At 63.5% G+C, this 25037-nt stretch carries 27 protein-coding genes and 1 pseudogene; 17 read left to right on the plus strand and 11 right to left on the minus strand.

Annotated features, from left to right (window positions below; all coding sequences use genetic code 11):
* The first annotated feature begins 120 nt into the window (after positions 1-120).
* Positions 121-507 (plus strand): DUF2794 domain-containing protein, encoded by a 387-nt coding sequence (locus tag AC0L2V_RS24915; RefSeq protein WP_473521461.1) that lies wholly within the window; start codon positions 121-123, stop codon positions 505-507.
* Here the strand turns inward: AC0L2V_RS24915 and AC0L2V_RS24920 are convergent, their stop codons facing one another.
* From AC0L2V_RS24920 to AC0L2V_RS24935, 4 genes are all read right to left on the minus strand, one after another.
* Complete coding sequence (locus AC0L2V_RS24920) at positions 508-1080, minus strand: GNAT family N-acetyltransferase (protein WP_473521462.1); 573 nt, start codon at positions 1078-1080, stop codon at positions 508-510.
* A gap of 117 nt (positions 1081-1197) precedes the next feature.
* Positions 1198-1977, minus strand: coding sequence for a Bax inhibitor-1/YccA family protein (locus AC0L2V_RS24925; RefSeq protein WP_091592171.1), 780 nt, complete (start codon positions 1975-1977; stop codon positions 1198-1200).
* A 241-nt stretch (positions 1978-2218) separates the two neighbouring features.
* Entirely contained in the window at positions 2219-4768 is a 2550-nt protein-coding gene (locus AC0L2V_RS24930; protein ID WP_473521463.1) for an ABC transporter permease, read from the minus strand.
* A complete protein-coding gene (locus tag AC0L2V_RS24935) occupies positions 4768-5478 on the minus strand; it encodes an ABC transporter ATP-binding protein (protein WP_473521464.1) in 711 nt (236 codons plus the stop codon). Before AC0L2V_RS24935 ends, AC0L2V_RS24930 begins: the two co-directional genes overlap by 1 nt.
* Before the next feature lie 85 nt (positions 5479-5563).
* Between AC0L2V_RS24935 and AC0L2V_RS24940 the strand changes: the two genes are divergently transcribed.
* Positions 5564-6208: an arylesterase gene (locus AC0L2V_RS24940; RefSeq protein WP_287232900.1), complete on the plus strand. Its 645-nt coding sequence runs from the start codon at positions 5564-5566 to the stop codon at positions 6206-6208.
* A gap of 139 nt (positions 6209-6347) precedes the next feature.
* Positions 6348-6944 carry an RNA 2',3'-cyclic phosphodiesterase gene (gene thpR / locus AC0L2V_RS24945; RefSeq protein WP_027153691.1) on the plus strand — a complete coding sequence of 199 codons (597 nt, stop codon included), beginning with the start codon at positions 6348-6350 and terminating at the stop codon, positions 6942-6944.
* On the opposite strand, the gene AC0L2V_RS24950 is transcribed toward thpR, so the two are convergent.
* Positions 6848-7366: a low molecular weight protein-tyrosine-phosphatase gene (locus tag AC0L2V_RS24950; protein WP_473521465.1), complete on the minus strand. Its 519-nt coding sequence runs from the start codon at positions 7364-7366 to the stop codon at positions 6848-6850. The two genes, thpR and AC0L2V_RS24950, sit on opposite strands and share 97 nt — an antisense overlap.
* A gap of 52 nt (positions 7367-7418) precedes the next feature.
* Here AC0L2V_RS24950 and AC0L2V_RS24955 point away from each other — a divergent pair.
* The 5 genes and pseudogenes from AC0L2V_RS24955 to AC0L2V_RS24975 form a co-directional block, all read left to right on the plus strand.
* Positions 7419-7709, plus strand: a pseudogene (locus AC0L2V_RS24955) (4a-hydroxytetrahydrobiopterin dehydratase); the annotation flags it as partial.
* Between the two features lie 145 nt (positions 7710-7854).
* Positions 7855-8217 (plus strand): YkvA family protein, encoded by a 363-nt coding sequence (locus tag AC0L2V_RS24960; RefSeq protein WP_023803329.1) that lies wholly within the window; start codon positions 7855-7857, stop codon positions 8215-8217.
* A 234-nt stretch (positions 8218-8451) separates the two neighbouring features.
* Complete coding sequence (locus AC0L2V_RS24965) at positions 8452-8955, plus strand: invasion associated locus B family protein (protein ID WP_091592451.1); 504 nt, start codon at positions 8452-8454, stop codon at positions 8953-8955.
* A 271-nt stretch (positions 8956-9226) separates the two neighbouring features.
* Positions 9227-10462 (plus strand): dual-specificity RNA methyltransferase RlmN, encoded by a 1236-nt coding sequence (gene rlmN, locus AC0L2V_RS24970; protein ID WP_473521466.1) that lies wholly within the window; start codon positions 9227-9229, stop codon positions 10460-10462.
* Positions 10459-10911 (plus strand): hypothetical protein, encoded by a 453-nt coding sequence (locus AC0L2V_RS24975; protein ID WP_473521467.1) that lies wholly within the window; start codon positions 10459-10461, stop codon positions 10909-10911. The genes rlmN and AC0L2V_RS24975 overlap by 4 nt, the downstream gene beginning before the upstream one ends.
* Positions 10912-10966: 55 nt before the next feature.
* Here AC0L2V_RS24975 and AC0L2V_RS24980 read toward each other — a convergent pair whose 3' ends face one another.
* A complete protein-coding gene (locus tag AC0L2V_RS24980) occupies positions 10967-11608 on the minus strand; it encodes a LysE family translocator (RefSeq protein ID WP_473521468.1) in 642 nt (213 codons plus the stop codon).
* A 183-nt stretch (positions 11609-11791) separates the two neighbouring features.
* On the opposite strand from AC0L2V_RS24980, the gene AC0L2V_RS24985 reads away from it, so the two are divergent.
* The 4 genes from AC0L2V_RS24985 (at position 11792) to leuB (ending at position 15508) form a co-directional block, all read left to right on the plus strand.
* Positions 11792-13015, plus strand: a complete 1224-nt coding sequence (locus tag AC0L2V_RS24985) for an argininosuccinate synthase (protein WP_473521469.1) — start codon at positions 11792-11794, stop codon at positions 13013-13015.
* A 162-nt stretch (positions 13016-13177) separates the two neighbouring features.
* A complete protein-coding gene (locus tag AC0L2V_RS24990) occupies positions 13178-13639 on the plus strand; it encodes a hypothetical protein (protein WP_473521470.1) in 462 nt (153 codons plus the stop codon).
* A gap of 156 nt (positions 13640-13795) precedes the next feature.
* On the plus strand, positions 13796-14173 hold the full coding sequence (locus AC0L2V_RS24995) for a RidA family protein (protein WP_473521471.1): 378 nt from the start codon (positions 13796-13798) through the stop codon (positions 14171-14173).
* Between the two features lie 231 nt (positions 14174-14404).
* Entirely contained in the window at positions 14405-15508 is a 1104-nt protein-coding gene (gene leuB, locus AC0L2V_RS25000) for a 3-isopropylmalate dehydrogenase (protein WP_473521472.1), read from the plus strand.
* A 60-nt stretch (positions 15509-15568) separates the two neighbouring features.
* Here leuB and AC0L2V_RS25005 read toward each other — a convergent pair whose 3' ends face one another.
* Both AC0L2V_RS25005 and AC0L2V_RS25010 read right to left on the minus strand, forming a co-directional pair.
* Complete coding sequence (locus AC0L2V_RS25005; protein WP_473521473.1) at positions 15569-16252, minus strand: DUF805 domain-containing protein; 684 nt, start codon at positions 16250-16252, stop codon at positions 15569-15571.
* 379 nt (positions 16253-16631) lie between these two features.
* Positions 16632-18488 carry a DEAD/DEAH box helicase gene (locus AC0L2V_RS25010; protein WP_473521474.1) on the minus strand — a complete coding sequence of 619 codons (1857 nt, stop codon included), beginning with the start codon at positions 18486-18488 and terminating at the stop codon, positions 16632-16634.
* A 198-nt stretch (positions 18489-18686) separates the two neighbouring features.
* Here AC0L2V_RS25010 and AC0L2V_RS25015 point away from each other — a divergent pair, with 198 nt between their 5' ends.
* From AC0L2V_RS25015 to AC0L2V_RS25035, 5 genes are all read left to right on the plus strand, one after another.
* The gene (locus AC0L2V_RS25015; RefSeq protein ID WP_167366376.1) at positions 18687-18836 is read left to right on the plus strand and encodes a hypothetical protein; all 150 of its coding nucleotides are present in this window, start codon (positions 18687-18689) and stop codon (positions 18834-18836) included.
* Between the two features lie 107 nt (positions 18837-18943).
* Positions 18944-19978, plus strand: a complete 1035-nt coding sequence (locus AC0L2V_RS25020; protein WP_091592145.1) for an aspartate-semialdehyde dehydrogenase — start codon at positions 18944-18946, stop codon at positions 19976-19978.
* A 401-nt stretch (positions 19979-20379) separates the two neighbouring features.
* Complete coding sequence (locus AC0L2V_RS25025) at positions 20380-21285, plus strand: bestrophin family protein (protein ID WP_023803762.1); 906 nt, start codon at positions 20380-20382, stop codon at positions 21283-21285.
* A gap of 124 nt (positions 21286-21409) precedes the next feature.
* The gene (locus AC0L2V_RS25030) at positions 21410-21820 is read left to right on the plus strand and encodes a DoxX family protein (RefSeq protein WP_473521475.1); all 411 of its coding nucleotides are present in this window, start codon (positions 21410-21412) and stop codon (positions 21818-21820) included.
* Positions 21821-21964: 144 nt separating this feature from the next.
* On the plus strand, positions 21965-22228 hold the full coding sequence (locus AC0L2V_RS25035) for a YMGG-like glycine zipper-containing protein (RefSeq protein ID WP_473521476.1): 264 nt from the start codon (positions 21965-21967) through the stop codon (positions 22226-22228).
* A gap of 76 nt (positions 22229-22304) precedes the next feature.
* Here AC0L2V_RS25035 and rpsP read toward each other — a convergent pair whose 3' ends face one another.
* The 3 genes from rpsP to ffh are packed head-to-tail and all read right to left on the minus strand — an operon-like array spanning position 22305 to position 24713.
* Positions 22305-22706 (minus strand): 30S ribosomal protein S16, encoded by a 402-nt coding sequence (rpsP, locus tag AC0L2V_RS25040; protein ID WP_027153676.1) that lies wholly within the window; start codon positions 22704-22706, stop codon positions 22305-22307.
* A 44-nt stretch (positions 22707-22750) separates the two neighbouring features.
* Positions 22751-23077 (minus strand): chorismate mutase, encoded by a 327-nt coding sequence (locus AC0L2V_RS25045; RefSeq protein ID WP_023803766.1) that lies wholly within the window; start codon positions 23075-23077, stop codon positions 22751-22753.
* 7 nt (positions 23078-23084) lie between these two features.
* The gene (gene ffh / locus AC0L2V_RS25050; RefSeq protein WP_023803767.1) at positions 23085-24713 is read right to left on the minus strand and encodes a signal recognition particle protein; all 1629 of its coding nucleotides are present in this window, start codon (positions 24711-24713) and stop codon (positions 23085-23087) included.
* Positions 24714-25037 lie beyond the last annotated feature (324 nt).

Below are 25037 nucleotides of genomic sequence, written 5' to 3' on the forward strand. Positions count from 1 at the left end.
TAAACGTGACTGGACACCGCGGAAACGTTGCGCCGCCAGCCTTTCCCAAGCTGGGCTTGCAATTCCATGGCGAAAGCGCCAACTTTGATTAATGTAAGATTCATTCGAAGGGATCGAGGCATGACTGATCACGGCAGTGGGACGGAGGATGGGGGCGCATCCGCAATACTGATCCCGCTGCATGAGGCAAGACGTGAACGCCTCGACCAGCCGGTGCGGTTCGACCGGCGTGAATTGGACCAGATCCTGAGGCTTTACGGGCGCATGGTCGCCGCCAATGAATGGCGCGACTACGCCATCGACCATCTTGCCGACCGCGCCGTCTTTTCCGTCTTCCGTCGCACCAGCGAGGTGCCGCTGTTCCAGATCGTCAAGGATCCGAAGCTGGCGCGCCGGCAGGGGGCTTTCGCCGTCATCGCCGCCGGCGGCCGCATCCTTAAGCGCGGCCAGGAGCTTGGCCGCGTGCTTGGCGTGTTCGACCGCACGCTGAAACTGGTCGAGGCCTAACTACTTGTTGTGCTTCCGGAATCTCCGTTCCGGCAGTGAGTTGGGGTCGGGCGGAACCTGAGACCCGCCATTGATCGGCAGTTGCATGAACACCGTGTCGAGCCAGCGTCCGAGCTTGTAGCCGGAGGCTTCCAGACGGCCCGAATGGCGAAAGCCGAGCTTTTCATGCAGCCGGACCGAGGCACTGTCCGGCCGACCGTCGCCGATCACCGCGATGATCTGGCGGAAGCCCGCCGCCTCGGCCGCCGCGATCAGCCCTTGCATCAGCTTCAGCCCGATGCCATGGCCCTTGGCCTCGGGCGCGACATAGACAGAATCTTCGACGATGAACCGGTACGCAGGCCGCGCCCGGAAGGCGCCGGCATAGGCATAACCGAGCACGATGCCGGCTTTTTCCGCCACCAGATAGGGAAAGCCGCCCACTATCAAACTGTCGAAGCGCTCGCCCATCTCGGCACGATCAGGCGGCTCCAGTTCGTAACTCGCCGTGCCGTGGATCACCGCATCGGCATAGATGGCGGTGATCCGGTCGAGATCGGCCGCTGTCGCGCCGCGTATCGTGATGCTGCTCATAATTTATGCAAGCCGTTCATCTGCCTTCTATAACAGCAAAGGCCGGCACAGAAGGAAAGGGCGGCCGTTGGGCCGCCCTTTCCAAATTCGCTGGTCCACAGACTCAAGGGGCCGTTGTTAACGGCGATCGCCCATGAACTGCAGCAGGAACATGAACAGGTTGATGAAGTCGAGATAGAGCCTCAGAGCGCCCATGATAGCCTTGCGGCCGGCGACATCAGTCTCGTCGCCCTCGAAATACATCTCCTTGATGTTCTGCGTGTCGTAGGCGGTCAGCCCTGCGAAGATCAGCACGCCGATCGCCGAAACGGCGAAGGAAAGCGCCGACGACTGCAGGAAGATATTGATCACACTTGCGATGATCAGACCGACCAGGCCCATGATCAGGAACGAACCGAGCGCGGAAAGATCGCGCTTGGTCGTGTAGCCGTAGAGCGACAGTCCGCCAAAGGCGGCGGCGGTGGCGAAGAAGGTCTGCGAGATGCTGGCGGTGGTGTAGACCAGGAAGATCGACGACAGTGACAGGCCGACGAGGCCGGCATAGACCCAGAACGTCGTCTGCGCGGCCGAAACGCTCATCGACTGGACGCGAAACGACAGGAACAGCACCGCTGCCAGGGGGGCAAAGATCACCAGCCATTTCAGCGGCGAGCCGAAGATCGCGTAGCCGAAGGATGTCAGCATATCGCCGTTCGGCAGCGTAGCGACCGCCGAAGCCGGATCGGTGGTTGTGGCCAGCATGATCGTTCCGACCGCGGCGAGGCCGGTGATGAGGAGGCCAAGCCCCATCAGATTGTAGACCTTGATCATATAAGCGCGCAGGCCCTGGTCGATAGCAGCATCGACGCCGACGCCGGGCACGGCACGCGTCTGATAATTGCGAACGGGTTCAGCCATGGAAATCCTCATATTGCTTCTGCCCCGTCCGGTGTCCGGTCGATTTGGACCGAGGCGCCGCTGGCGGGGCTCCAGCATGCCTGCCGCGAAATATGATGGTTATTGGCGTCAAGAACAAGACCGTAACCGGGCGTAATGCTTCGTGAAGTAGCAAAAATCCGGATTTATCGGCCGTCCGAAGCCCAACATTAACAAGATTTAACCATATCCCGGTCGCGTTGAGCTTGCCGACCCTTGCAGATCAGAGATTGCGCAGCACCGGCGCCGCCTTGTGGCCCAGCACCCGCCAGGTGCCGGCGAGGCCGATGCCGACCGTGACCAGCAAAGCAAAGACTATTGTGGCCACCGCCACATCGGGCATGAAATGCGACGGCAGCGTCATGACGCGCGCGACAACGAACCACGCCGCAATGCCGCCTGCCGCCAGCGCGAAGATCGCGGTGGCGAGGCCGATCAGCATGTATTCCAGCGAAAAGGCCGCGATCAGCGTCTTCCTGGTGGCGCCCAGCGTCTTCAGCACCACCGCATCGTGGATGCGGGCGCGGTTGCCGGCCGCCAACGCGCCGGCCAGCACCAGCACCGAGGCGATCAGCGCCACCCCGGCCGCGGCCCTGATCGCGGTGCCGAGTTGCGCCACCAGCCGGTTGACGATGTCGAGCGCGTCCTTGACCCTGACTGTCGTCACCGCGGGAAAGGCACGGGTGACCGCGTTGAGAAGACGGGCATCGTCGGCCGGCGACGCGCCCTTTTCGGTGAGCGTCGCCAGCCAGCTGTGCGGCGCGCCGGCAAATGTGCTGGGCGAAAACACCATGACGAAATTGATGCCCATCGTCTCCCACTCGACCTGGCGGAAATTGGCAATCTTCGCTGTCACGTTGCGGCCAAGCACGTTGACGGTGACGGTATCGCCGAGTTTCAGCCCGATCTCTTTGCCTTCCTCGGCCGAAAACGACACCAACGGCTCGCCGGCATAATTGTCCGGCCACCATGTGCCTTCGGTCAGCGTCGCATTCGCAGGAATTCTGGCCTCGTAGGTCAGCCCGCGATCGCCGCGCAGCACCCAGGCCCCTTCCGCCGGGACCTTGACCTTGTCGACGTCGACGCCGTTCAGCGCCATCACCCGGCCGCGCAGCATCGGCACCTTGACCAGCGTGCCTTGCGGCGCCTCCCTGCCGACCAGCTCCGAGAACGCATCGACATCGCTGCTCTGGATGTCGACGAAGAAGAAGTTCGGCGCCCGCTCCGGCAGGCTGCCGGAAATCTGCCGGCTGAGATTGCCGTCGATCAGCGCCAGCGTCACCAGAAGCGTCAGCCCCAGTCCCAGCGACAGCACCACCGACGGCGTCAAGGCGCCCGGCCGATGGATGTTGCCGATGGCGAGCCTGAGCACCGTCGAGCCAACGCGCGGGCTCCTTTTGGCGGCCCACTGCACCAGCGCGCCGACAAGGCGCAGCACCAAAAAAGCAAAAATGGTGGCGCCGACGAAGATCGAGGCGATGTAGCGGTCGCCGGAAAACAGAATGGCCAGCGCCGCCAGCAGCAGCGCGATGCCGAGCGCCGCCGCCGTATAGAGCGGGCGCGGAAAACCGCGGCCCTCAAAACCCATTTCACGAAACAGCGCCGTCGCCGGCACGTCGCGCGCCCGGCCGAGCGGCAGCAAGGCGAAAGCCAGCGTCACCAGCACCCCGAACAGCGCCGCCATGCCGAGCGCGCCGGGATAGAATCCGCCTTCCGCCGGCACCGGAATGATCGACTGCAGCGCCGCGCTCGCCGCGAACGGCATCAGCGCGCCAAGCACGACGCCGAGCGTGATGCCAAGCACGGCGATCATCAGGATCTGCACCAGGTAGACGGCAAAGACGAAACCGCCCGAAGCTCCCAGGCTCTTGAAGGTGGCAATGACGCCGCGCTTGCCGTCGAGATAGGCGCGCACCGCATTGGCCACACCGACGCCGCCGACCACCAGCGCCGTCAGCCCGACCAGCGTCAGGAACTGCGAAAACCGTTCGATATTTGCGGACAACGCCGGTGCTGCATTGCTGCGCGTGCGGATCGACCAGCCGGACTCGGGAAACTCCTCCGCCGCCTGATCCTGAATGGCTTTTATGCGCGTCTCGCCGGTGCCGCCGGGCAGGCGCACCTTGTAGGCGTTCTCGACCAGGCTGCCGGGCTGGATCAAACCGGAAGCGGCAAGCCCGTCCGTCGAGATCATCAGCCGCGGCGCAAAGCCGAAGCCGTCGGATACCGCGTCCGGCTCGTTGACGAGCCGGGCGCGCAGTTCGAAGGTGGCGCTGCCCAGCTTCAGCCGGTCGCCGATCCGAAGGTTCAGCCGCTCGAACAAAAGGTCGGGTGCGGCGGCGCCGAAAACACCGGATTGTTCGCCGAACAATTCCTGCTTCGACAGCGCCGGCTCGGTCTCCAGCGCGCCATAGAGCGGATAGGCGCCGTCGACCGCCTTGGCCTCGACCAGCGCCTGGTCGGAGCCGTCCTCGAGCCGCGCCATCGAGCGCATGTTGGCGCTGTGCGAGACCGTGCCCAGCCCGTCAAGAAAGATGTGCTCGGCCTGCGTCGCGGCGCGCTGATTGAGCTGAAAACGAAGATCGCCGCCGAGCAGCGACTGGCCTTCGTTGGCAACACCGGCGGTAATCGCCCGGGCAACCGAATTGACACCGCCGATCGCCGCGACGCCAAGCGCAATGCAGGCAAGGAAGATCAGGAAGCCGGACAGCCCGCCGCGCATCTCGCGCAGCGAGAAGCGGAAGGCGAGCTTCAGCGTGCGCGACAGCGGCATCAGGCCGGCACCTTGCCAGGCTTTGGAACCGGTTCTTGCGCATCCTCGATCCTGCCCGACCGCATCGACACCTGCCGGGAGCAGCGTGCGGCGAGTGCCGGATCGTGGGTGACCAGCACCAGCGTCATGCCGCGCTCGGCCGCTTTGGCGAACAAAAGATCGGCGACCTGCCGTCCCGTCGCCTGGTCCAGATTACCGGTCGGCTCGTCGGCGATCAGGATGCGCGGCGAAGGCGCCAGTGCCCGGGCGATCGCCACACGCTGCTGTTCGCCGCCGGACAATTCGCCGGGATAGTGAGTGACGCGATCGCTCAAGCCCACCGCCTCGAGCTCCCGCGCCGCCACCCCAAACGGATCGGCATGGCCGGCTAGTTCGAGCGGCACTGCGACATTTTCGAGCGCTGTCATATTGGGAATGAGGTGGAAGGACTGGAAGACGATGCCAATGTTTCGCCCACGAAACGATGCAATCTGGTCTTCGCTCTTGCCGTTCAGCAATTCGCCGGCGATTCGTACCGTACCCGAATCGACCCTTTCCAAACCGGCCAAAACCATCAGCAGCGTCGATTTTCCCGAGCCCGACGGACCGACAATGCCGGTCGCCTCGCCACTTGCCACGTCGAGGCTGACGCCTTTCAGGACATGGACGGAGGACGCTCCTTCGCCGAGCGTCAGCGATACGTTTTTCAGCGCGATGACGGCTTCTGTCAAAATAAAATCGTCCTATATGGGAAAGGGAGGGCAGAATTCCGCCTACCGCCAGTGTAATGTTCTCGGTCATATGGGGCCCTGCCGCATGGCTTTCAAACACCGACTTGCCGCAGCCTTCGTCCTTTTCCTCGGAATTTGCGGCGCCATTTCTTCGGCGCGCGCCGAGCCGTTCAAGATCGTCGGCTTCGGCGACAGCCTGATGGCAGGCTTTGGCCTCGGACCGGACGAAGGCTTCACCCGGAAACTTGAGGCAGCACTCCGCGCCAAGGGCCACGATGTGACCGTCGCCAATGCCGGCGTATCCGGCGATACGTCGAGTGGCGGCCTGTCGCGGCTCGATTGGTCGGTGCCGGACGGCACGCAGCTTGTCATTCTCGAACTCGGTGCCAACGACATGCTGCGCGGCGTTTCTCCCGATATCACCCAAAAAAATCTCGACGCCATGCTCGCGAAGCTGAAGCAGCGCAACATCGCCGTGCTGCTGGCCGGCATGCGCGCCGCCCCCAATCTCGGCGCCGACTACCAGAACGGCTTTGACGCGATCTTCCCGAAACTGGCGGAAAAACACGGCGTCCCGCTCTATCCATTCTTTCTCGACGGCGTCGCCGGCGAACCAGCTATGCAACTTGAGGACGGCCTGCACCCGAATGCCAAGGGCGTCGACCGCATGGTCGAGCGCATACTGCCGGATGTCGAGAAAGCCATTGCCGTGGTTAAGGGCAACTCTTGAAGGGACCGGATTTCGATGATGCCACGCATTCCCCGCACGATTTGATTTTAGGCCAGGTGCAACCAACAAACCGCTTGCCCCGCTCGATTTTCGATGATTCGCTAGGGGCAGAGTTCGATTCGAGGACAGGAGGCTTGCCATGCCGCGTCTTTTCACCGCCCTCGAAATACCGCGTGATGCCGCCCTTTCGCTGTCCCTGCTCCGGGGCGGCCTGCCCGGGGCCCGTTGGATCGACGTCGAGAACTACCATATGACGCTGCGCTTCATTGGCGATGTCGAGGGCCATGTCGCCGACGAGATCGCCAACGCGCTCGACCGTGTCCACCGCCCATCCTTCGCGCTGACACTGTCCGGCGTCGGCGCCTTCGGCCAGAAAAAACCGCACGCGGTGTGGGCCGGCGTCTCCTTCTCGCCGGATCTTGCGGCGCTGCAAGCCGAGATCGAGCGCATCTGCCAGCGCCTCGGCATCCCCGCCGACCCGCGCAAATTCATGCCGCATGTGACGCTGGCCAGATTGCGCAATTCGAGCCCGCTCGACGTCGCCCAGTATCTCTCGGCGCGCGGCAATTTTTCGACGCTGCCCTTCCGTGTCGGCCGCTTCGTCCTGATGTCGTCGCGCGATTCGGTCGGCGGCGGACCCTACATCGTCGAGGAGGCCTGGCCGCTGTCGGGCGCCGACAGCCGTGCCTCGAGCCGCGTCGCCAGCGCCTCCGACGCTTCGCGGATCATGCGGTAGACCGAGGCAAACGCCTCCGGCCCCTGATGATAGGGGTCCGGCACGTCGCCCACCTTTCCCTCGGCGAACTCGAGGAACAGATGGACACGGTCGCGCATGGCGGCAGGCACCAGCGCTTTAAGATCCCGGAAATTCGATCGGTCCATGGCGAGAATGAGGTCGAAACGCGAAAAATCGTCCGGCGCCAGCTTGCGCGCCGTCTGTCCGGAAATATCGACGCCGTGCCGCTTGGCGATCGAGATCGAGCGCGGGTCGGGTGCCGAACCGGCTTCCCAGTCGCTGGTCCCGGCCGAATCGAGCAGGATATCCCGATCGAGCCCGCGCTCCGCCAGGACGGCGCGCAACACGCCCTCCGCCAGTGGCGAGCGGCAGATATTGCCGAGACAGACAAAGAGAATGGATTTTATCGGCTTGGCGCTCATCGATCCGGCACTATGCTGAAAACTGCAAATCCAGATAGCACGGGAAGCGACCATGGCGAGAGAGAAACTGAGCAGTGAGGCGGTAGCCGAGGCGCTGGCCGGGCTCGACGGCTGGTCGCTGGCCGAGGATGGCGGCTCGATCACGCGCAGCTTCACCTTCAGCGATTTTTCCGAAGCCTTCGGCTTCATGACCCGCGTCGCCCTGGCGGCGGAGACGATCGACCATCACCCCGACTGGTCGAACGTCTACAACACGGTGAACGTGACGCTGAACACCCATGATGCCGGCGGCCTGACCGCGCTCGACTTCGAACTGGCCAGGACGATGGACCGCTATTTCGGTCAGGTCGTTGGGATCTGTCGACGCCGTAGCCCCGATTTTCAGGCCGGGGAGCGGCCGAGCTCTTGTAGTGGGCTGGAGCTTTCACCACATTTTCCGCGGGCAGGCGCGCGTGGAACGCCATGCGCGGCCTCGTTAGGAGAGACTGATGGCGCAAAAATCAGGTTTTGATTTCTTCGGCTTTGGCGGCAAGCCGGGCGACGAGAGCGAAGTGCGCGAGAAATTCTGGCGCACGGCCAAGCGGGCTGCCCGGCAGATCCCGTTCATGGAGGAACTGGTCGCCGCCTATTACTGCGCCATGGACAAGAACACGCCGCTGCGCGCCAAGGGCATCCTGGTGGCGGCGCTCGGCTATTTCGTGCTGCCGGCTGACGTCATCCCCGACTTCGTCCTCGGACTGGGCTTTACCGACGACATCGCCGTGCTGACCGCCGCGATCACCACCGTCAAAGCCCACATCACATCAGCGCATCGGCTCGCCGCCAAACAGGCGATTGCCGACAACGGCTGAGCCGGCGATAAGGCAGAAAAGTCAAACTCTTGCCGCTTTCGTGGCATCCAAGTCGCGAAAGGGACGTTGCAACTGCCGCTTTCGAGCGACGGGCGCAAGGATGGCGGCGGTTTCCTGGGGTGGATGTCCTTTTCCTGAGGGAACTTCACCGTTTGGTAACCCAGATTAAATCAAAATGAAGCGACGGGCAGGACGCCGAGCCGGCCTGCCTCCGCACCATATATGGGAAAAGCGATGCGCGGATTGATTGCTACAATTTCGAGCCTGGCACTGGTGGCCATGACAGCGCCGGCTCTGGCGCAGTCGGCAACCAAGATCGGCCAGCACAATGCCTGGGGCACCTACAGCTACCAGGCGTCGGGCGGCAAGGTTTGCTATGTGTTGACCGTGCCGACCGACAAGCAGCCGCCGACGCTTGACCATGGCGACATGTTCTTCTTCGTCAGCCAGCGGCCGGGACAGCAAGTGTCTTACGAGCCGCAATTCATCGCCGGCTACAATTTCCAGGAAAACTCCAAGGCCACCGTCACCATCGACGGCAAGAGCTTTTCGATGTTCACCCGCGGCAAGTCGGCCTGGGTCGAAAACGCCGCCGAGGAGCCGGTGCTGATCGCCGCGATGAAAACCGGCAGCGACATGAAGGTGCAGGCGAAGTCCGGCCGCGGCAACACCACCACCTATGTCTTTTCGCTGAAAGGCATTTCGGCGGCGCTGTCGTCCATCGCCAGGTGCAAATAGCCAATAATTAGGTGCGGTCTTCCCTTCTCCCCTTGTGGGAGAAGGTGTCGCCGAAGGCGACGGATGAGGGGTGTTCCAGGGAACACCAACGTCTCATTCCTTCCAGCACCCCTCATCCGTCTCGGCGCTGCGCGCCGATCCACCTTCTCCCACAAGGGGAGAAGGAAACCACCGCCACCCATGACTCCGCCGTCAAGCTGTGCTATGCGCCGCGCTTCATTTCGGGCACGATGCTGTAATCGGACCGTAAATCGCTTATATTGGCGCAACAATGACCCTCTCATTCGACCTTACCACTGAAGGCGCCCGTGACGCGTTGCGCGCCCGCGCCGCGCCGGCCGGAAAACCGTCGCTGATCGGCCTGACCCGCGCCGAGCTTGGCGCTGCGCTCGTTGCATCAGGCATCGTGCCGGAGCGCCAGGCCAGGATGCGCGCCCAGCAGCTCTGGCACTGGATGTATGTGCGCGGCGTCTCCGACTTTGCCGGTATGTTCAACATCTCCAAGGATCTGCGCGCCGAGCTCGACAAGCATTTTACCGTCGCCAGGCCCGAGATCGTCGAGGAGCAGATTTCCTCCGACGGCACGCGCAAATGGCTGTTTCGCTTTCCGCCGCGCGGCGCCGGCCGGCCGGTCGAGATCGAGACCGTCTACATTCCCGAAGAAGGCCGCGGCACGCTCTGCATCTCCTCACAGGTCGGTTGCACGCTGACCTGCTCCTTTTGCCACACCGGCACGCAGAAGCTGGTGCGCAACCTGACAGCGGAGGAAATCCTCGCCCAGCTTCTGACCGCTCGCGACCGGCTCGGCGATTTCCCCGACCGCGACACGCCCGATGGCGCGGTCGTTCCGGCCGAGGGCCGGAAAGTGTCCAACATCGTCATGATGGGCATGGGCGAGCCGCTCTACAATTTCGAGGCGGTGAAGAAAGCGCTGCTGATCGCGTCCGACGGCGACGGGCTTTCCCTGTCGAAGAGACGCATCACGCTGTCGACTTCCGGCGTCGTGCCGGAGATCTTCCGCACCGGCGACGAGATCGGTGTCATGCTGGCGATCTCGCTGCACGCCACCAATGACGATCTGCGCGACCTTTTGGTGCCGATTAACAAAAAATATCCCTTGAAAGAGCTGATCGCCGCCTGCCGCGCCTATCCCGGCCTGTCGAACGCCCGCCGCATCACCTTCGAATATGTCATGCTGAAGGACGTCAACGATTCGATCGAGGACGCCAAGGGACTGATCAAGCTGCTCAAGGGCATTCCGGCCAAGATCAATCTGATCCCGTTCAATCCGTGGCCGGGCACCAACTACCAGTGCTCGGACTGGGAGACGATCGAGAAATTCGCCGACTACATCAACAATGCCGGCTATGCCTCGCCGATCCGCACGCCGCGCGGCCGCGATATCCTCGCCGCCTGCGGCCAGCTCAAGTCGGAATCCGAGCGCATGCGCAAGGTCGATCGGCTCGCGCTGGAAGCAATGATGATCGCGGGGCACGGCGAGGCGTGACCCGCCTTGTCGCCTATCTCATTCGCTTCGCCATCATCCTGATCGGTTATGGCGTCGCCTCGCTGGCGGCAAGCGCCTTCCTCAACATCATGTTCCTGGCCTCTCTTGGGCTGATGACGGACGAGACGCAGCCGGCAGCGCAGGCCTCGCTGTGGTTTTCAATCCCCTTCGTTGCGCTGTTCGTCGCCTATTTCGCCTTTATGCCGGCAGCGGTGGTGATTCTCGTCTCGGAAATCCTCGGACGGCGCGACTGGCTGTTCTATGCGCTGGCGGGCGCCGCGGTCGCCGCGGTCTTCCTCGGCTTCGCCCACCAGACCGCCGACGCCAATTTTGAGATCACCGACCCGCGCGTCGTCGCTGCCGTGATCGGCAGCGGCATGGTCGGCGGCATTTTCTACTGGCTGAGCGCCGGGCGCTCGACCGGAAGCTGGCGGCAGATCGGACCATGATCCCGAAAAGTGGAGGCCGGTTTTCGGAAACGATCATGGTCAAGCAAAAATAGGTCTACTTCGCCTGGGCGGTCAGGATCTTGAGCGCGAAGGCCGAAAACACCCCGGCGAACAGATAGTCGACGGCGCGCGTTACCCGCGGGCTTGCTTTCATCGCGGCCGAGAATTTTTCTGCCGCAAAGACCATTGGCGCTGTTACCGGGATCGACAAAACGACGAACATCGCGCCGAGGAAGAACAGTTTTCCGGGCGCGTTCGGATCATGGGCCGAGACGAACTGCGGCAGGAAGGTCATGAAGAACAATATGATCTTCGGGTTGAGCAGATTGACGCCGAGCCCTGCCGCCCACGCGCGAAACAGCGAAATCTCCGGCCCGCTCTTCTTCTCGGGCGAAAACGCCGAACCCTTGGTGATCGCCTGCCACGCCAGGAAGACGAGATAGCCGGCGCCAAAGATCTTCAGGGCCAGGAAAGACATCGGCGAGGCGACGATCAGCGCCGAGATGCCGACCACCACCAGCGTGGTGTGGATCAGCGTGCCGAACAGCGCGCCGGCCATCGAGGCAAAGCCGGTGGCGCGGCCATGGCTCAGCGTGCGCGACACGAACAGCGTCATGTCGGGGCCTGGCGTGATCGCCAGGATCACGGTGGCGGTGGCGAACTGGATCAGCGTGGTGGTGTCGGGAATGAAGGACATCTGCGGGCCCCTGGATAAAAAAAGCGCAGCCTATAGCGCAAGCGTCTCCTCCGCACCAGCGACTGGCCGGCACAAGGGCTGATCCAGTATGCCAGCAGCGACCGAGGGACCGTTCATCTCTTGCGCAGCCCGGAAAGGCCGTGATACCTCGCCCGACGAGAACCTCTGTCGCGGAACAGCCAAATGTCGAAAGCAAAAGCCGTCAAGAAGGTCGTGCTCGCCTATTCCGGCGGCCTCGACACCTCCATCATCCTGAAATGGCTGCAGACCGAGCTTGGCGCCGAAGTGGTCACCTTCACCGCCGATCTCGGCCAGGGCGGCGAGCTGGAGCCGGCGCGGCGCAAGGCCGAGATGATGGGCATCAAGGATATCCGCATCGTCGACGTGCGCGAGGAGTTCGTCTCCGACTTTGTCTTCCCGATGTTCCGCGCCAACGCCGTCTATGAAGGCACCTATTTGCTCGGCACCTCGATCGCCCGGCCGCTGATCTCCAAGCACCTGGTCGAGATCGCAAAAGAAACCGGCGCCGATGCGATTGCGCATGGCGCCACCGGCAAGGGCAACGATCAGGTCCGTTTCGAGCTTTCGGCCTATGCGCTCAACCCCGACATCAAGGTCATCGCGCCATGGCGCGACTGGTCGTTCAAGTCGCGCACCGACCTGATCAACTTCGCCGAGCAGCACCAGATCCCGGTGCCGAAGGACAAGAAGGGCGACGCGCCGTTTTCGGTCGACGCCAATCTTCTGCATTCGTCCTCCGAAGGCAAGGTGCTGGAAGACCCGTGGAGCGAGCCGCCGGAATTCGTCCACCAGCGCACTATCTCGCCGATGGACGCGCCGGACAAGGTCACCGAGATCGAAATCGAATTCCTGAAGGGCGATCCGATCGCGCTCGACGGCAAAAAACTGTCGCCGGCGACGATGCTGGCGGCGCTCAACGATCTCGGCCGCGACAACGGCATCGGCCGGCTCGATCTTGTCGAGAACCGTTTCGTTGGCATGAAATCGCGCGGCGTCTACGAGACCCCCGGCGGCACCATCCTGATATCAGCGCACCGGGCGATCGAATCGATCACGCTCGACCGTGGCGCCGCCCACCTCAAGGACGAGTTCATGCCGCGCTATGCCGAGCTGATCTACAACGGCTTCTGGTTCGCGCCCGAGCGGCTGATGCTGCAGGCGATGATCGACAAGAGCCAGGAAGACGTCGAAGGCACGGTGCGGCTGAAACTTTACAAGGGCAACGTCATCGTCACTGGCCGCAAGTCGAACAAGACGCTCTATTCCGACGCGCTGGTCACCTTCGAGGATGACCGCGGCGCCTACGACCAGAAGGACGCCGAAGGTTTTATCCGCCTCAACGCGCTGAGGCTGCGGACGCTGGCGGCGCGGGGCCGTAAGGTTTGATATTCCAACGGGCCCAATGATTAGAAGCGTTAGGAGCCCGGTGAAGACGCCGGGTTTTATTTGGCGCTTCTAATATAATAGGGGCCGCACTCTCAGATAGTTGCCTGTTTGACCTTTTGGTGGTTTGGTCTTACTTCTCTTGCGGGTCGGAGGGCTTTGACAGTGACCAACAGAATTTTTCTTCTGCTTGCGGCGGCGGCCGTCTTTACCGGGTTTCAATCCACGCAAGCCCTGGCGGTACAAACATCCAAGTTTCGTACCTGCAAAAGTTTTGACGGCCCCTTCCAGATTCCCACTTCCCAGAATTGCCCGTTGAGCGGCTACGCGCAGGGTTCCAGAGTCCCGATGGTCATCGAGGGCAAGCCAAAGGCGGCTGCCCCGGCGCCGTGGATGCTCAAGTTCCGTACCTGCAAGAGTTTTGACGGCCCCTTCCAGATTCCCGCTTCCCATAAATGCCCGTTGAGCGGCTACGCGCAGGGTTCCGGAGTCCCGATAGTCATCGAGGGCAAGCCAAAAGCGGCTGCCCCGGCGCCGTGGATGCTCAAGTTCCGTACCTGCAACAGTGTTGACGGCGCCTTCCAGGTTCCCATTTCCCAGAAATGCCCCGTGAGAGCGCGTTATTGAGCTTGGTGTGCCCGGGCGCTCGGCCACTCTTGCTTGCCGGCTGCTCCTACGCTCTCGATGCGAACTGAGGCTCTGTTCGAGAAACACCCCCGCCTGGCCCATAGCCGGAAGGCACCTCTTCAGCTCAATATCGACTGAAGCATATCCGAGGGAACCATGCGGAAACTGATCTCCACCGGCTCGCCCTTCGAGAAGGCCGCCGGTTATTCGCGCGCCGTGGTACAGGGCGACTGGTGTTTCGTTTCCGGAACGACCGGCTACGACTATGCGACCATGACAATGCCGCAGACGGTCGAGGCGCAGACGCGCAATTGCCTGGCGACGATTGCCAAGGCGTTGCAGGACGGCGGTTTTGAGATGGCCGATGTGGTGCGGGCGCATTACTACATTACCGACGCGGCTTTCGTCGACATCGTCTTTCCGCTCCTCGGCGAGGTGTTTGGCGACATCAGGCCGGCGGCGACGATGATCGTCTGTCAGCTCAACAAGCCGGAAATGAAGATCGAGATCGAAGTGACGGCACTGAAGCGCTGAGTTCGATGGCGGCGCAGGAGCTTGCGCGACCTTGTCGAGGCGCGATCATCGACAAACATGCTCTGAACCAAAGGCTTGCGCATAGCCCACTGGGCGTTTAGCAAGGCCGCGGCTCACGACAGCGCCGCGCATCCTTCGACCGCGCAAAGGACGCTGTAGAATTTTGTTTCTGCGCATGATCCTTTGCGAAATCGATTCCGATTTCATGCGCCACAGTAAGGATGGTTCAGGATGGCTTCGAAAAATCTTCTCCTGCTCGCCGGCGATGGCATCGGCCCCGAGGCGATGGCCGAAGTGAAGAAGCTGATCGCCGCCATGAACGACAAGCTCGACAGCGGTTTTGTCACCAATGAGGGGCTGGTCGGCGGCTGCGCCTATGACGCGCATGGCGCGGCGATTTCCGATGCCGACATGGCCAAGGCGATGGCCGCTGACGCGGTGCTGTTCGGCGCCGTCGGCGGCCCGAAATGGGATGCGGTGCCGTATGAGGTGCGCCCGGAAGCCGGACTGCTGCGGCTGCGCAAGGACATGGAGCTGTTCGCCAATCTCAGGCCGGCCATCTGCTATCCGGCGCTGGCGGCATCCTCCTCGCTCAAGCAGGAGGTGGTCGAGGGGCTCGACATTCTGATCGTTCGCGAGCTCACCGGCGGCGTCTATTTCGGCGAGCCGAAGCAGATCATCGATCTCGGCAACGGCCAGAAGCGCGGCATCGACACCCAGGTCTACGACACCTTCGAGATCGAGCGCATCTCCGGCGTCGCCTTCGAGCTGGCACGCACGCGCAAGAACCACGTCACCTCGATGGAAAAGCGCAATGTGATGAAGTCGGGCGTGTTGTGGAACGAGGTCGTCACGCAGACGCACAAGGCCAGATATGGCGACGTCAAGCTCGACCACATGCTGGCCGATGCCGGCGGCATGCAGCTGGTGCGCTGGCCGAAACAATTCGACGTCATCGTCACCGACAATCTGTTCGGCGATATGCTGTCCGACATCGCCGCCATGCTGACCGGCTCGATCGGCATGCTGCCCTCGGCGTCGCTCGGCGCGCCGGATGCCAAGACGAAAAAGCGCAAGGCGCTCTACGAGCCGGTGCACGGTTCGGCGCCCGACATCGCGGGCAAGGGCATCGCCAACCCGATCGCTATGATCGCCTCCTTCGCCATGTGCATGCGCTATTCCTTCGGCATGGTGGCCGAGGCCGACCACCTGGAAAGCGCCATCGCCGCCGTGCTCGACCAGGGCTTGCGCACCAGGGATATTCTTTCCCCTGGCATGACCGAGGTCGGCACCGCTGAGATGGGCGACGCGATCATCGCCAGGTTCCTGGGCTAAGCCTGCTGGCGATCGACGTCCGCCCGGCTTCCAGCCCCTCAAAATCGCTGTGTCGAGCTGCTAGGCCCTGACCCCCCGCCGGCACCGGCCCCACTGATTTTCACGGGCCTGCGTCGGGATCAGCGCGAAGACCAGGATGATCAGCCAGCCGATGGTCGGGATGAGCACCGCCAGAAAAAGCCAGCCGGTCAGGCCGATGTCGTGCAGGCGACGCACGTTCAGTCCGATCCAAGGCGGGAATGTCGCCAGCACAAACGCGCCGCAAAGACCGACCGTCGCTGCCGGCAATTCGTCAAGATCGCCCATGGCGTCGTCGATGAAGAGGCCGACGCCGACGACCACGATCAGCGCGATCGTCCAGAACAGGCAATAGCCCCAATATTCCTTGCGGCGGGCACGGCCGGAGAAATTGAAGTAATTTTCAGTCAGGCCCCGCCGGAAGTAGCTCCAAAGGTCGGTGGCGGGAGCATTTTCAGCGAAACGGCCGATGTGGTGCGGCGCCACGGGCGCATTGCCGGCCTGAGACGGAGCCACGGTTGCGTCCGTCGGACTGGCGGTTTGGGCGCGGACCGAAAAAACCTCGCGTGCCCGTCCGCCAGCCGGCTGGAACTCGATGGCCGTGCCCCTGCCTATCGTCGCCTCTCGGCGCAGATCCTCGCGCGCGAAGGTGTAGCGGTTGCCGTCGGCTCCGGTGATGAAGCCAAAACCCTGGTCCTCGTCATAGTGAAGCACTTCGCCGCGCATGCCTGCCCCTCGTCCCGCTGGCCAGACTGTTCAAAGTTGCGGCAGATCGCAAGGGGTGCGTGCGCGGGAGCATCGCTTCAGATAAAAGATAGCGGCGCCACTCGTGTTGAAGACGACCAATCGTCGAAGTCTTCGCCGCCCCTCATCGCCCTGTCGGGCACTCCCCGTATAGTGACGGGGAGAAGGACGCTGTCATCGCCGGTTTCGCCAATCGCGGGCGTCGCGGAAAGAACGCCGAGGCTGCGGCCAGCGGGCTTCTCGCCGTTGACGGGGAGAAGGTGCCGGCAGGCGGATGAGGGGCGGCGCAGGCCTGAATCGATTTGCCTTGGCGAGGGCCAGCCCTTGCAGGCCATGACAAGCCAACGATGCCAGCAAATCGCTAAGCCGGCCGCTTCTTCGCTTTCTTGCTCTTGGCGGGTCCGGCCTTGTCGAATTTCGGCTTGCCTGCCTTCCCGGCCCAGGGCTTTGCCTCGAATGCGACGGGGCGCTGATCGGCTGACGGTGCGCGCTTCTCGAATTTGGGCGCGTTCTGGTCGAACGTCCGCTTGCCGCGGTGCGGCTTCTTGTCCGGCCGTGGCTCCTGATAGCCGGCCCGCGACAGGTCGGGCGTGCCGTCCAGCCGCTTCACCGCGATGTTGTTCTGCAGCTTGCGGTCCGGGCCGATCGCCTGGAGGAACCGATCGGCCCAATCCGCCGCGATCTGCACGAAAGTTTCCTCCGGCTGCATCTTGATGGCGCCGATCTCGCGCTTGGAGATGCCGCCGGTCCGGCACAGCATCGGGATCAGCCAGCGCGGCTCGGCATTCTGCCTGCGTCCCACCGACAGCGAGAACCAGACGCTGTCGCCGAAATCGTCGCGGCGGCTTGGCGCCTCGTCGCGACGGGCAGATCTGTCGCCAGAGGGCCTGTCGCCCGATGGCGTGAACGGAGCGACGTCTAGGAGATCCTCGGGCGCCGAGCGGCTGGAGCGGCACAGACGCACGAAGGCGGCGGCCACCTGATCGGGGCCGTGCTGCTCAAGAAGCGCATTGATGAAGCCGCGTTCATCATCCGTCACAGGCTCGCTGAAAACCGGGTCGGCGAGGATGCGCTCGTCGTCGCGGCGCAGGACGTCGTCGGCCGAAGGCGGGCTTGCCCAGGTCGCCGCAAGGCCAGCGCTTTGCAGCAGCCGTTCGGTGCGCCTGCGGGCATTGTTGGGCACGATCAGCGCGCTGACACCCTTGCGTCCCGCCCGCCCCGTCCGCCCGCTTCGGTGCAGAAGCGTCTCCGGATTGGTCGGCAGGTCGGCGTGGATCACCAGTTCGAGGTTGGGCAGGTCGATGCCGCGCGCTGCCACGTCGGTGGCGATGCAGACTTTTGCGCGGCCGTCGCGCATCGCCTGCAGCGCGTGGCTGCGCTCGTTCTGGCTCAGCTCGCCCGAAAGCGCGACGACGGAAAAGTTGCGGTTGTTGAAGCGCGCGGTCAGGTGATTGACGGCGGCGCGCGTGTTGCAGAACACCAGTGCGTTCTTCGCCTCGTAATAGCGCAGCACGTTGATGATGGCATTTTCCCGGTCGGCCTGGGCCACGCTCAGCGCCCGGTATTCAATGTCGAGATGCTGCTTCTCCTCGCCGGCAGCCGAGATGCGCACCGCATCGCGCTGATAGCCCTTGGCCAGCGTGGCGATGGAGCGCGGCACGGTCGCCGAAAACATCAAGGTGCGGCGCTCGGCCGGCGCGGCGTCGAGGATGAATTCCAGATCCTCGCGAAAGCCGAGATCGAGCATCTCGTCGGCCTCGTCGAGCACCACTGCCTTCAGCTCGGACATGTCGAGCGAACTGCGGGTGATGTGGTCGCGCAGCCGGCCGGGCGTGCCGACGACGATATGGGCGCCGCGCTCCAGCATGCGGCGCTCGGTGCGCATGTCCATGCCGCCGACGCAGGACGCTATCGCTGCGCCGGTCAGTTCGTAGAGCCATTCGAGCTCGCGCGTCACCTGCAAAGCGAGCTCCCGCGTCGGTGCCACGGCCAGCGCCAGCGGTGCTGCGGCATGGGAAAAGCGCTCGGCGCCGTCGAGAAGGGTCGGCGCCAGAGCCAGCCCGAAGGCGACGGTCTTGCCGGAGCCGGTCTGGGCGGAAACCAGCGCATCGGCCTGCCCGAGCTCAAGTACCGCCTTCTGCACCGGCGTCAGCTCGACATAGCCGCGTTTTTCCAGCGCCTTTGCCAGCGCGGGGACAAGTGCTTCGAAATTGGACATTTCACTCTTTCGGAATTCGGATTCTTTTATGCCCGGCAATGGGTCATCCGTCGGCGAGCGCCAGGAGCGCCACGAGCCAAACGATCCAATCGTTCGTACTTCGCGCCGCCGCCATTGTACAGGGCAAGCGCCTCGCCGCGTCGCGATTGACTCTTTACGCAAACCGCGTAAAAGCCGGCACCGAATGGGGTAGTTTCGATGCGCGGCCTTTTGATGGCGCTTCTTGCCTTCGACGTTCCCGGCCGCAATGCGAACCATTGGGCCGGGCGTCTCGGCGCGTCTGCTCGTTCCAGCAAAACCACGTTCTTGGCCAAAAAAACCGGTAAAACGACCACAAAAACGGTCTGATTCCCTTGGCCTAACCACCCTCTCCCGGGTCCGGCCCGGGGGTTGAAACCCGCATCGGCCGGCGGGTTTTCTCCAAAGAAACCGAGCGGAGAGGACAGGAGATTTCGATGAGTTTCAAGGTTGCAATCGTCGGCGCCACGGGCAATGTGGGTCGGGAAATGCTCAACATACTGGAAGAGCGCGGCTTTCCGGTGAGCGAGGTGGTAGCGCTGGCCTCGCGGCGCAGCCAGGGCACGGAAGTGTCGTTCGGCGATCGCACGCTGAAGGTCAGGGCGCTCGACCAATATGATTTTTCCGATACCGACATCTGCATCATGTCGGCCGGCGGCAACGTTTCGAAGGAATGGTCGCCGAAGATCGGCAAGCAGGGCTGCGTCGTCATCGATAATTCGTCGGCCTTCCGCTATGACCAGGACGTGCCGCTGATCGTGCCGGAAGTGAACCCGGATGCGATTTCGCTGTTCACGCGCAAGAACATCATCGCCAACCCGAACTGCTCGACGGCGCAGCTGGTCGTGGCGCTGAAGCCGCTGCATGACCTCGCCACCATTAAGCGTGTCGTCGTCGCCACCTATCAATCGGTGTCCGGCGCCGGCAAGGAAGGCATGGACGAACTGTTCACGCAGACCCGCGCGGTGTTCGTCGCCGACCAGGTCGACGTCAAGAAGTTCACCAAGCGCATCGCCTTCAACGTCATCCCGCACATCGACGTCTTCCTCGACGACGGCTTCACCAAGGAAGAATGGAAGATGGTCGCCGAGACCAAGAAGATGCTCGATCCCAAGATCAAGCTGACGGCGACCTGCGTGCGCGTGCCGGTGTTCATCGGCCATTCGGAAGCGGTCAACATCGAGTTCGAAAAGCCGATCACCGCCGAGGAAGCGCGTGAGATCCTGCGCGAAGCGCCGGGTTGCCAGGTTCTCGACAAGCGCGAGGACGGCGGCTACATCACGCCGCTGGACTCGGCCGGCGAGGACGCGACCTTCATCTCGCGCATCCGCGAGGATTCGACCGTCGACAACGGCCTGTCGATGTGGATCGTCTCCGACAATCTGCGCAAGGGCGCGGCACTCAACGCGGTGCAGATCGCCGAATTGCTGATCGAGCGCGGGCTGATCCAACCGAAGAAGAAGGCGGCGTAGTTTTCGCTCACGGGCCGTATCGCCGCTGCCGCGGCGGGCCCTCCGCGGGGGCGCCGGACAACCGGCGGCCCGCAGTCGCGGCTCGGCCTTCGGCCGGTTAGCTCCCTTCTCCCCGTTCACGGGGGTGAGAAGTGGTCCGCGAAGCGGACGGAAAGCCAATTGCTTGGCTTTCCGTACGACGAACGCCCGTAGCGACAGCGAAGGGCCGGGGTCCCGGCAGGCGGATGAGGGGCGGCACCGGCGCCTCAGTTAGGTCGCGTCGGGCCGGCATCACCTGGCCCTGCTCTGCCCTCAAACCGGCAAGACGACATCGCCATGTCGCTGGCGGCTGGGCTTGTGCGTGTATTGCGTCGCACAATGGAACCGACCAGGATCATTGCCGGTCCGTGAAAGGGGTTTCGATGATCGTTCGCCCGCGCCCGGGATTTTTGCATCTGTTCTTCATCATGCGCGGCTCGGTGGTGCCGCGCATCCTGCCGCAGATCTTCGGCTTCGGCATTTATGGCGCACTGGTGGTGCTGGCGGTCAGGGCCCTGCAGCTTGACCTCGGCAATGCCGGGCCGGCGCCGCTCGCCTTGCTCGGTGTGGCGCTGTCGATCTATCTCGGCTTCCGTAACAATGCCGCCTATGACCGCTGGTGGGAGGCGCGCAAGCTGTGGGGCCAGCTTGTGTTCGACATTCGCAATCTGGCGCGCGCCAGCACCGGGTTGATCGAGGATCGGGTCGAACTGCGCGGGCTGCTGATGGAGGCGATCGCCTTCTGTCACTTCCTGCGCGGCCTGCTTCGGCGGGTCGATGCCACGACCGAAGCACGCGCGTTCATCGATGAAGCGGCCGAAAGTGCTGCCAAGCTGGCCAACCCGCCGGACGCCATGCTGCGGCGGATGGGCGAGCGAGCCGCCGCGTTGTACAGGGCCGGCGCAATCGATGTCATGGGCTACCGCATTCTCGACGAGCGGCTGTCGCAAATCGCCGCAGCGCAGGCCGGCTGCGAGCGCATCATGGGAACACCGCTTCCGTTTGCCTACACGCTGCTGTTGCAGCGCACCGCCTATATCTTCTGCCTGCTGCTTCCGTTTGGGCTGGCCTCGACTGCCGGTTGGGCGACGCCGCTGTTCACGGCGCTGATCGCTTACACCTTTTTCGGCCTCGACGCGCTTTCGGAGGAACTCGAGGACCCGTTCGGCACCGAGGCCAACGATCTCGCCCTCGACGGTCTGTGCCGCGTCTGTGAAATCTCGGTGTTCGAGGCGCTCGGCGAAGCGCCGCCAAAAATGATCCCCGCCAAAAAATACTATTTTTCCTAGGGTTTGTTCCCGCGCTCACCGAAGCACCGTGCGCTGGAAAAATCATAAGCGTGTCGGATCGCCGCCTCACGCCGCGTCCTTGGTTCGACCCTCGCCAAAAGGGCTCGAAACAACCGGAGGACCAATGACCATGTCTCAAACAGCATCCGTCACGCCGAGCGCGCTGTGGACCGGCCGCGGGCTCAGCGCCCTCATCGTGCTGTTCATGACCTTCGACGGCGTCATCAAGCTGCCGCCGCTCGATGTCGTCACCCAGACCATGGTGCAACTCGGCTGGCCGGCCGATCCCGATGTCTCGCGCATGCTCGGCATTGTCGGGCTGGTCTCGACCGCGCTCTATGCGGTGCCGCGCACCTCGGTGCTCGGCGCCGTCTTGCTCACCGCCTATCTCGGCGGCGCCATCGCGACCCACGCGCGTCTTGGCAGCCCGCTGTTCTCGCACACATTGTTCGGCGTCTATCTCGGCCTCATTCTGTGGGGCGGCCTTTTCCTGCGCAGTCCCGGGGTGCGCTCGCTGATCCCGTTCAGCCGGTAGCGGCGACATCAAAGCCGTTCGATGGCGGTCGCGCCGCCAGAGAGGGCGCCGCCACCCTTCTTCCTTGTCCGTGGATCAAATCGCCCGGTTGCGAGTTAGACGATGTGGGGCGAGGACGGAAAACCCCATTTGGGAGGAGCGACGATGAAGAAATTGGTGGTCATGATCATATTGGCAACCACGCTCGCAGCCTGTTCCCGGACAGAACAGGGCGCCGCGGTCGGTGGCCTGGGAGGCGCTGCTGTCGGCGCTGCCGTTGCAAATGACCCGGTGGAGGGAGCTGTTGTTGGTGGTGCTGTCGGCGCCGTCGCCGGCGCACTGATCGGTCGTGCGACCGAACCCGGCCGGTGCCGCTATAGCGATCGCTATGGACGCGTCTACATCGCCCGCTGCCCGGCAGGCTATTGATCGGGCCGCGTCATAGCTCCGACGAAATGAAACGGCGGGCAAAGCGCCCGCCGTTCCGTAAGCGATAAAAAGCGGATTATTCGGCGGTCGCGGCTTCCGCCTCGGCCGGCGCGGCTGCCGCAGCGGCAACCGCGGCGGCTGCATCGTCCTGCGCCTTCTTCAGAAGTGCGGCGCGTTCCTGCGCCTTCTTGCCGGGTTCGGCCTTCTTGGGATTGGAGCGGGCCTCGCGCTTGGCGATGCCGGCCTCGTCGAGGAAGCGCAGCACGCGGTCGGTCGGCTGGGCGCCGTGCGAGAGCCAATGCTTGACGCGGTCGGCGTCGACCTTGACCCGCTCGCCGTCCTTGGGCAGCAGCGGGTTCCACGAGCCGAGCGACTCGATGAAACGGCCGTCGCGCGGCGAACGGGCGTCGGCGACGACGACGTGGTAATAGGGACGCTTTTTCGAGCCCGCACGGGCCAGTCGGATTTTCAATGGCATTTCTTTTCTCCTAAAACGCTGATTTTCGGGTTTACGGCTGATCCTCAGCCGGTTTTCGTTCCGCCGTTGGATGCGGCGATATGCTCGTGATGGCGGATCACTTCGCGGACGACGAAGTTCAGGAATTTCTCCGCGAAATCCGGGTCGAGATGGGCGTCCTTCGCCAGTTGGCGAAGGCGGGCGATCTGCTGCTGCTCGCGCGCCGGATCGGCCGGCGGCAGGCCATGCGATGCCTTCAGCTCGCCGACCGCCTTGGTGCAGCGGAAACGCTCGGCCAGCATGTGGATGAGCGCTGCGTCGATGTTGTCGATCGAGGCGCGGTAGTCGACCAGCGCCGCGCGTGCGTCGGCCATGTCCTTCTCTTCGTTCATCGCGCCCTCACTTCTTCTTGCCAGGGGCGTTCTTGCCGAGCATTGGCAGACCGCCGCCGGATCCAGGCAAACCAGGAAGCTTCATGCCGCCGGGCAGCCCAGGCAGACCACCGCCACCTGGGAGGCCACCGGGAAGACCCTTCATGCCGCCGAGACCGGCTGCCTGTGCTTGCTTCTGCAAGGCTTCGAGCTGCTTGGGGTCCATCTTGGACAGGTCCGGCATGCCGCCGCCCATCATGCCGCCCGGGCCACCCATGCCCCCTGGCATCATGCCGCCGAGTCCCATCTTCTGGGCCAGACCGCCCATCATGCCACGCATCAGGCCACCGCCTTTGCCCTTGCCGCCCATCGCTTTCATCATGTCGGCCATGCCGCGGTGCATCTTCAGGAGCTTGTTGATCTCGGCCGCATCGGTGCCGGAGCCTGCGGCGATGCGCTTCTTGCGCGAGTGCTTCAGAATATCGGGGTTGGCGCGCTCGGCCTTGGTCATCGACGAGATGATGGCGAGCTGGCGGCCGAACATCTTGTCGTCGAGACCGGCGGCAGCCATCTGGTCCTTCATCTTGCCCATGCCCGGCATCATGCCCATGATGCCGCCCATGCCGCCCATCTTCGACATCTGCTGAAGCTGGCCGGCAAGATCGTTCAGGTCGAACTTGCCCGACTGCATCTTCTTGGCCATCGCCGCCGCCTGCTCGGCGTCGATGTTTTCGGCAGCCTTTTCGACGAGGCTGATGATGTCGCCCATGCCGAGAATGCGGTCGGCGATGCGCTTGGGATGGAATTCCTCCAGCCCGTCCATTTTCTCGCCGGTGCCGATCAGCTTGATCGGCTTGCCGGTGACGGCGCGCATGGAAAGTGCCGCACCACCACGGCCGTCGCCATCCATGCGGGTCAGCACCAGGCCGGTGATGCCGACGCGCTCATCGAAGCTTTTTGCCAGATTGACGGCATCTTGGCCCGTCAGCGAATCGGCGACCAAAAGGATTTCGTGCGGCGACGAGACCTTCTTGATGTCGGCCATCTCGACCATCAGCGGCTCGTCTATATGGGTGCGGCCGGCGGTGTCGAGGATGACGACGTCATGGCCGCCGAGCTTTGCCGCCTGCACGGCGCGGCGGGCGATGTCGACCGGCGTCTGGCCCTCGACGATCGGCAGCGTGGCGACCTTGACCTGCTCGCCGAGCTGACGGAGCTGCTCCTGCGCGGCGGGACGCCGCGTGTCGAGCGAGGCCATCAGGACCTTCTTGTTCTGACGCTCGGTGAGGCGCTTTGCGATCTTGGCCGATGTCGTGGTCTTGCCGGAACCCTGCAGGCCGACCATCATGATGACGACTGGAGCCGGTGCATTGAGGTCGATGGCGACGCCCTCGGCGCCCAGCATCCCGACCAGCTCGTCATGGACGATCTTGACGACCATCTGCCCGGGCTTGATCGACTTCAGCACGGCGGCGCCGACCGCCTTCTCCCGCACCTTGTCGGTGAAGGAACGCACCACTTCCAGCGCAACGTCGGCTTCGAGCAGCGCACGGCGCACCTCGCGCAGCGCCGCCGAGACATCGGCCTCGGACAGGGCGCCGCGGCCGGTGAGGCCGTTCAGGATCGAACCAAGACGTTCCTGTAGCGATTCAAACATTCTTCTTCCTTTTCCCTGGCACCCGGATGATGCCCGAGAGGTAATGCGTTCGCGCCCAGTATCCAACCCAAGCTGTCCAGGCAAAAGCCCAAAGCCAAAAAGCACCCGGGGGCGCACAGCGCTGCCGGATGTTGGCCTCCAGGATCGATTTACAGCACGTCGCCTCAAACAGGCTTCGGCGTCCCGGTCGGCTTGCTCGGAGGGATACTCGTCGCGGAATTCGCGGGCTGTAGACAGGAAATCGGCCGCGGAGTCAAGGTGCGGGGCCGAATACGCTGAACCGGGCCGGTTTGGTTTATGGCAGCACCACCAGCGTGATGCGCA

The organism is Mesorhizobium sp. WSM4814 (assembly GCF_055811595.1).

Coding starts and splice junctions, on each gene's coding strand:
- AC0L2V_RS24915 (WP_473521461.1), top strand. CDS start 121: ATGACTGATCACGGCAGTGGGACGGAGGATGGGGGCGCATCCGCAATA.
- AC0L2V_RS24920 (WP_473521462.1), bottom strand. CDS start 1,080: ATGAGCAGCATCACGATACGCGGCGCGACAGCGGCCGATCTCGACCGG.
- AC0L2V_RS24925 (WP_091592171.1), bottom strand. CDS start 1,977: ATGGCTGAACCCGTTCGCAATTATCAGACGCGTGCCGTGCCCGGCGTC.
- AC0L2V_RS24930 (WP_473521463.1), bottom strand. CDS start 4,768: ATGCCGCTGTCGCGCACGCTGAAGCTCGCCTTCCGCTTCTCGCTGCGC.
- AC0L2V_RS24940 (WP_287232900.1), top strand. CDS start 5,564: ATGGCTTTCAAACACCGACTTGCCGCAGCCTTCGTCCTTTTCCTCGGA.
- thpR (WP_027153691.1), top strand. CDS start 6,348: ATGCCGCGTCTTTTCACCGCCCTCGAAATACCGCGTGATGCCGCCCTT.
- AC0L2V_RS24950 (WP_473521465.1), bottom strand. CDS start 7,366: ATGAGCGCCAAGCCGATAAAATCCATTCTCTTTGTCTGTCTCGGCAAT.
- AC0L2V_RS24960 (WP_023803329.1), top strand. CDS start 7,855: ATGGCGCAAAAATCAGGTTTTGATTTCTTCGGCTTTGGCGGCAAGCCG.
- AC0L2V_RS24965 (WP_091592451.1), top strand. CDS start 8,452: ATGCGCGGATTGATTGCTACAATTTCGAGCCTGGCACTGGTGGCCATG.
- rlmN (WP_473521466.1), top strand. CDS start 9,227: ATGACCCTCTCATTCGACCTTACCACTGAAGGCGCCCGTGACGCGTTG.
- AC0L2V_RS24980 (WP_473521468.1), bottom strand. CDS start 11,608: ATGTCCTTCATTCCCGACACCACCACGCTGATCCAGTTCGCCACCGCC.
- AC0L2V_RS24985 (WP_473521469.1), top strand. CDS start 11,792: ATGTCGAAAGCAAAAGCCGTCAAGAAGGTCGTGCTCGCCTATTCCGGC.
- AC0L2V_RS24995 (WP_473521471.1), top strand. CDS start 13,796: ATGCGGAAACTGATCTCCACCGGCTCGCCCTTCGAGAAGGCCGCCGGT.
- leuB (WP_473521472.1), top strand. CDS start 14,405: ATGGCTTCGAAAAATCTTCTCCTGCTCGCCGGCGATGGCATCGGCCCC.
- AC0L2V_RS25005 (WP_473521473.1), bottom strand. CDS start 16,252: ATGCGCGGCGAAGTGCTTCACTATGACGAGGACCAGGGTTTTGGCTTC.
- AC0L2V_RS25010 (WP_473521474.1), bottom strand. CDS start 18,488: ATGTCCAATTTCGAAGCACTTGTCCCCGCGCTGGCAAAGGCGCTGGAA.
- AC0L2V_RS25015 (WP_167366376.1), top strand. CDS start 18,687: ATGCGCGGCCTTTTGATGGCGCTTCTTGCCTTCGACGTTCCCGGCCGC.
- AC0L2V_RS25020 (WP_091592145.1), top strand. CDS start 18,944: ATGAGTTTCAAGGTTGCAATCGTCGGCGCCACGGGCAATGTGGGTCGG.
- AC0L2V_RS25025 (WP_023803762.1), top strand. CDS start 20,380: ATGATCGTTCGCCCGCGCCCGGGATTTTTGCATCTGTTCTTCATCATG.
- AC0L2V_RS25030 (WP_473521475.1), top strand. CDS start 21,410: ATGACCATGTCTCAAACAGCATCCGTCACGCCGAGCGCGCTGTGGACC.
- AC0L2V_RS25035 (WP_473521476.1), top strand. CDS start 21,965: ATGAAGAAATTGGTGGTCATGATCATATTGGCAACCACGCTCGCAGCC.
- rpsP (WP_027153676.1), bottom strand. CDS start 22,706: ATGCCATTGAAAATCCGACTGGCCCGTGCGGGCTCGAAAAAGCGTCCC.
- AC0L2V_RS25045 (WP_023803766.1), bottom strand. CDS start 23,077: ATGAACGAAGAGAAGGACATGGCCGACGCACGCGCGGCGCTGGTCGAC.
- ffh (WP_023803767.1), bottom strand. CDS start 24,713: ATGTTTGAATCGCTACAGGAACGTCTTGGTTCGATCCTGAACGGCCTC.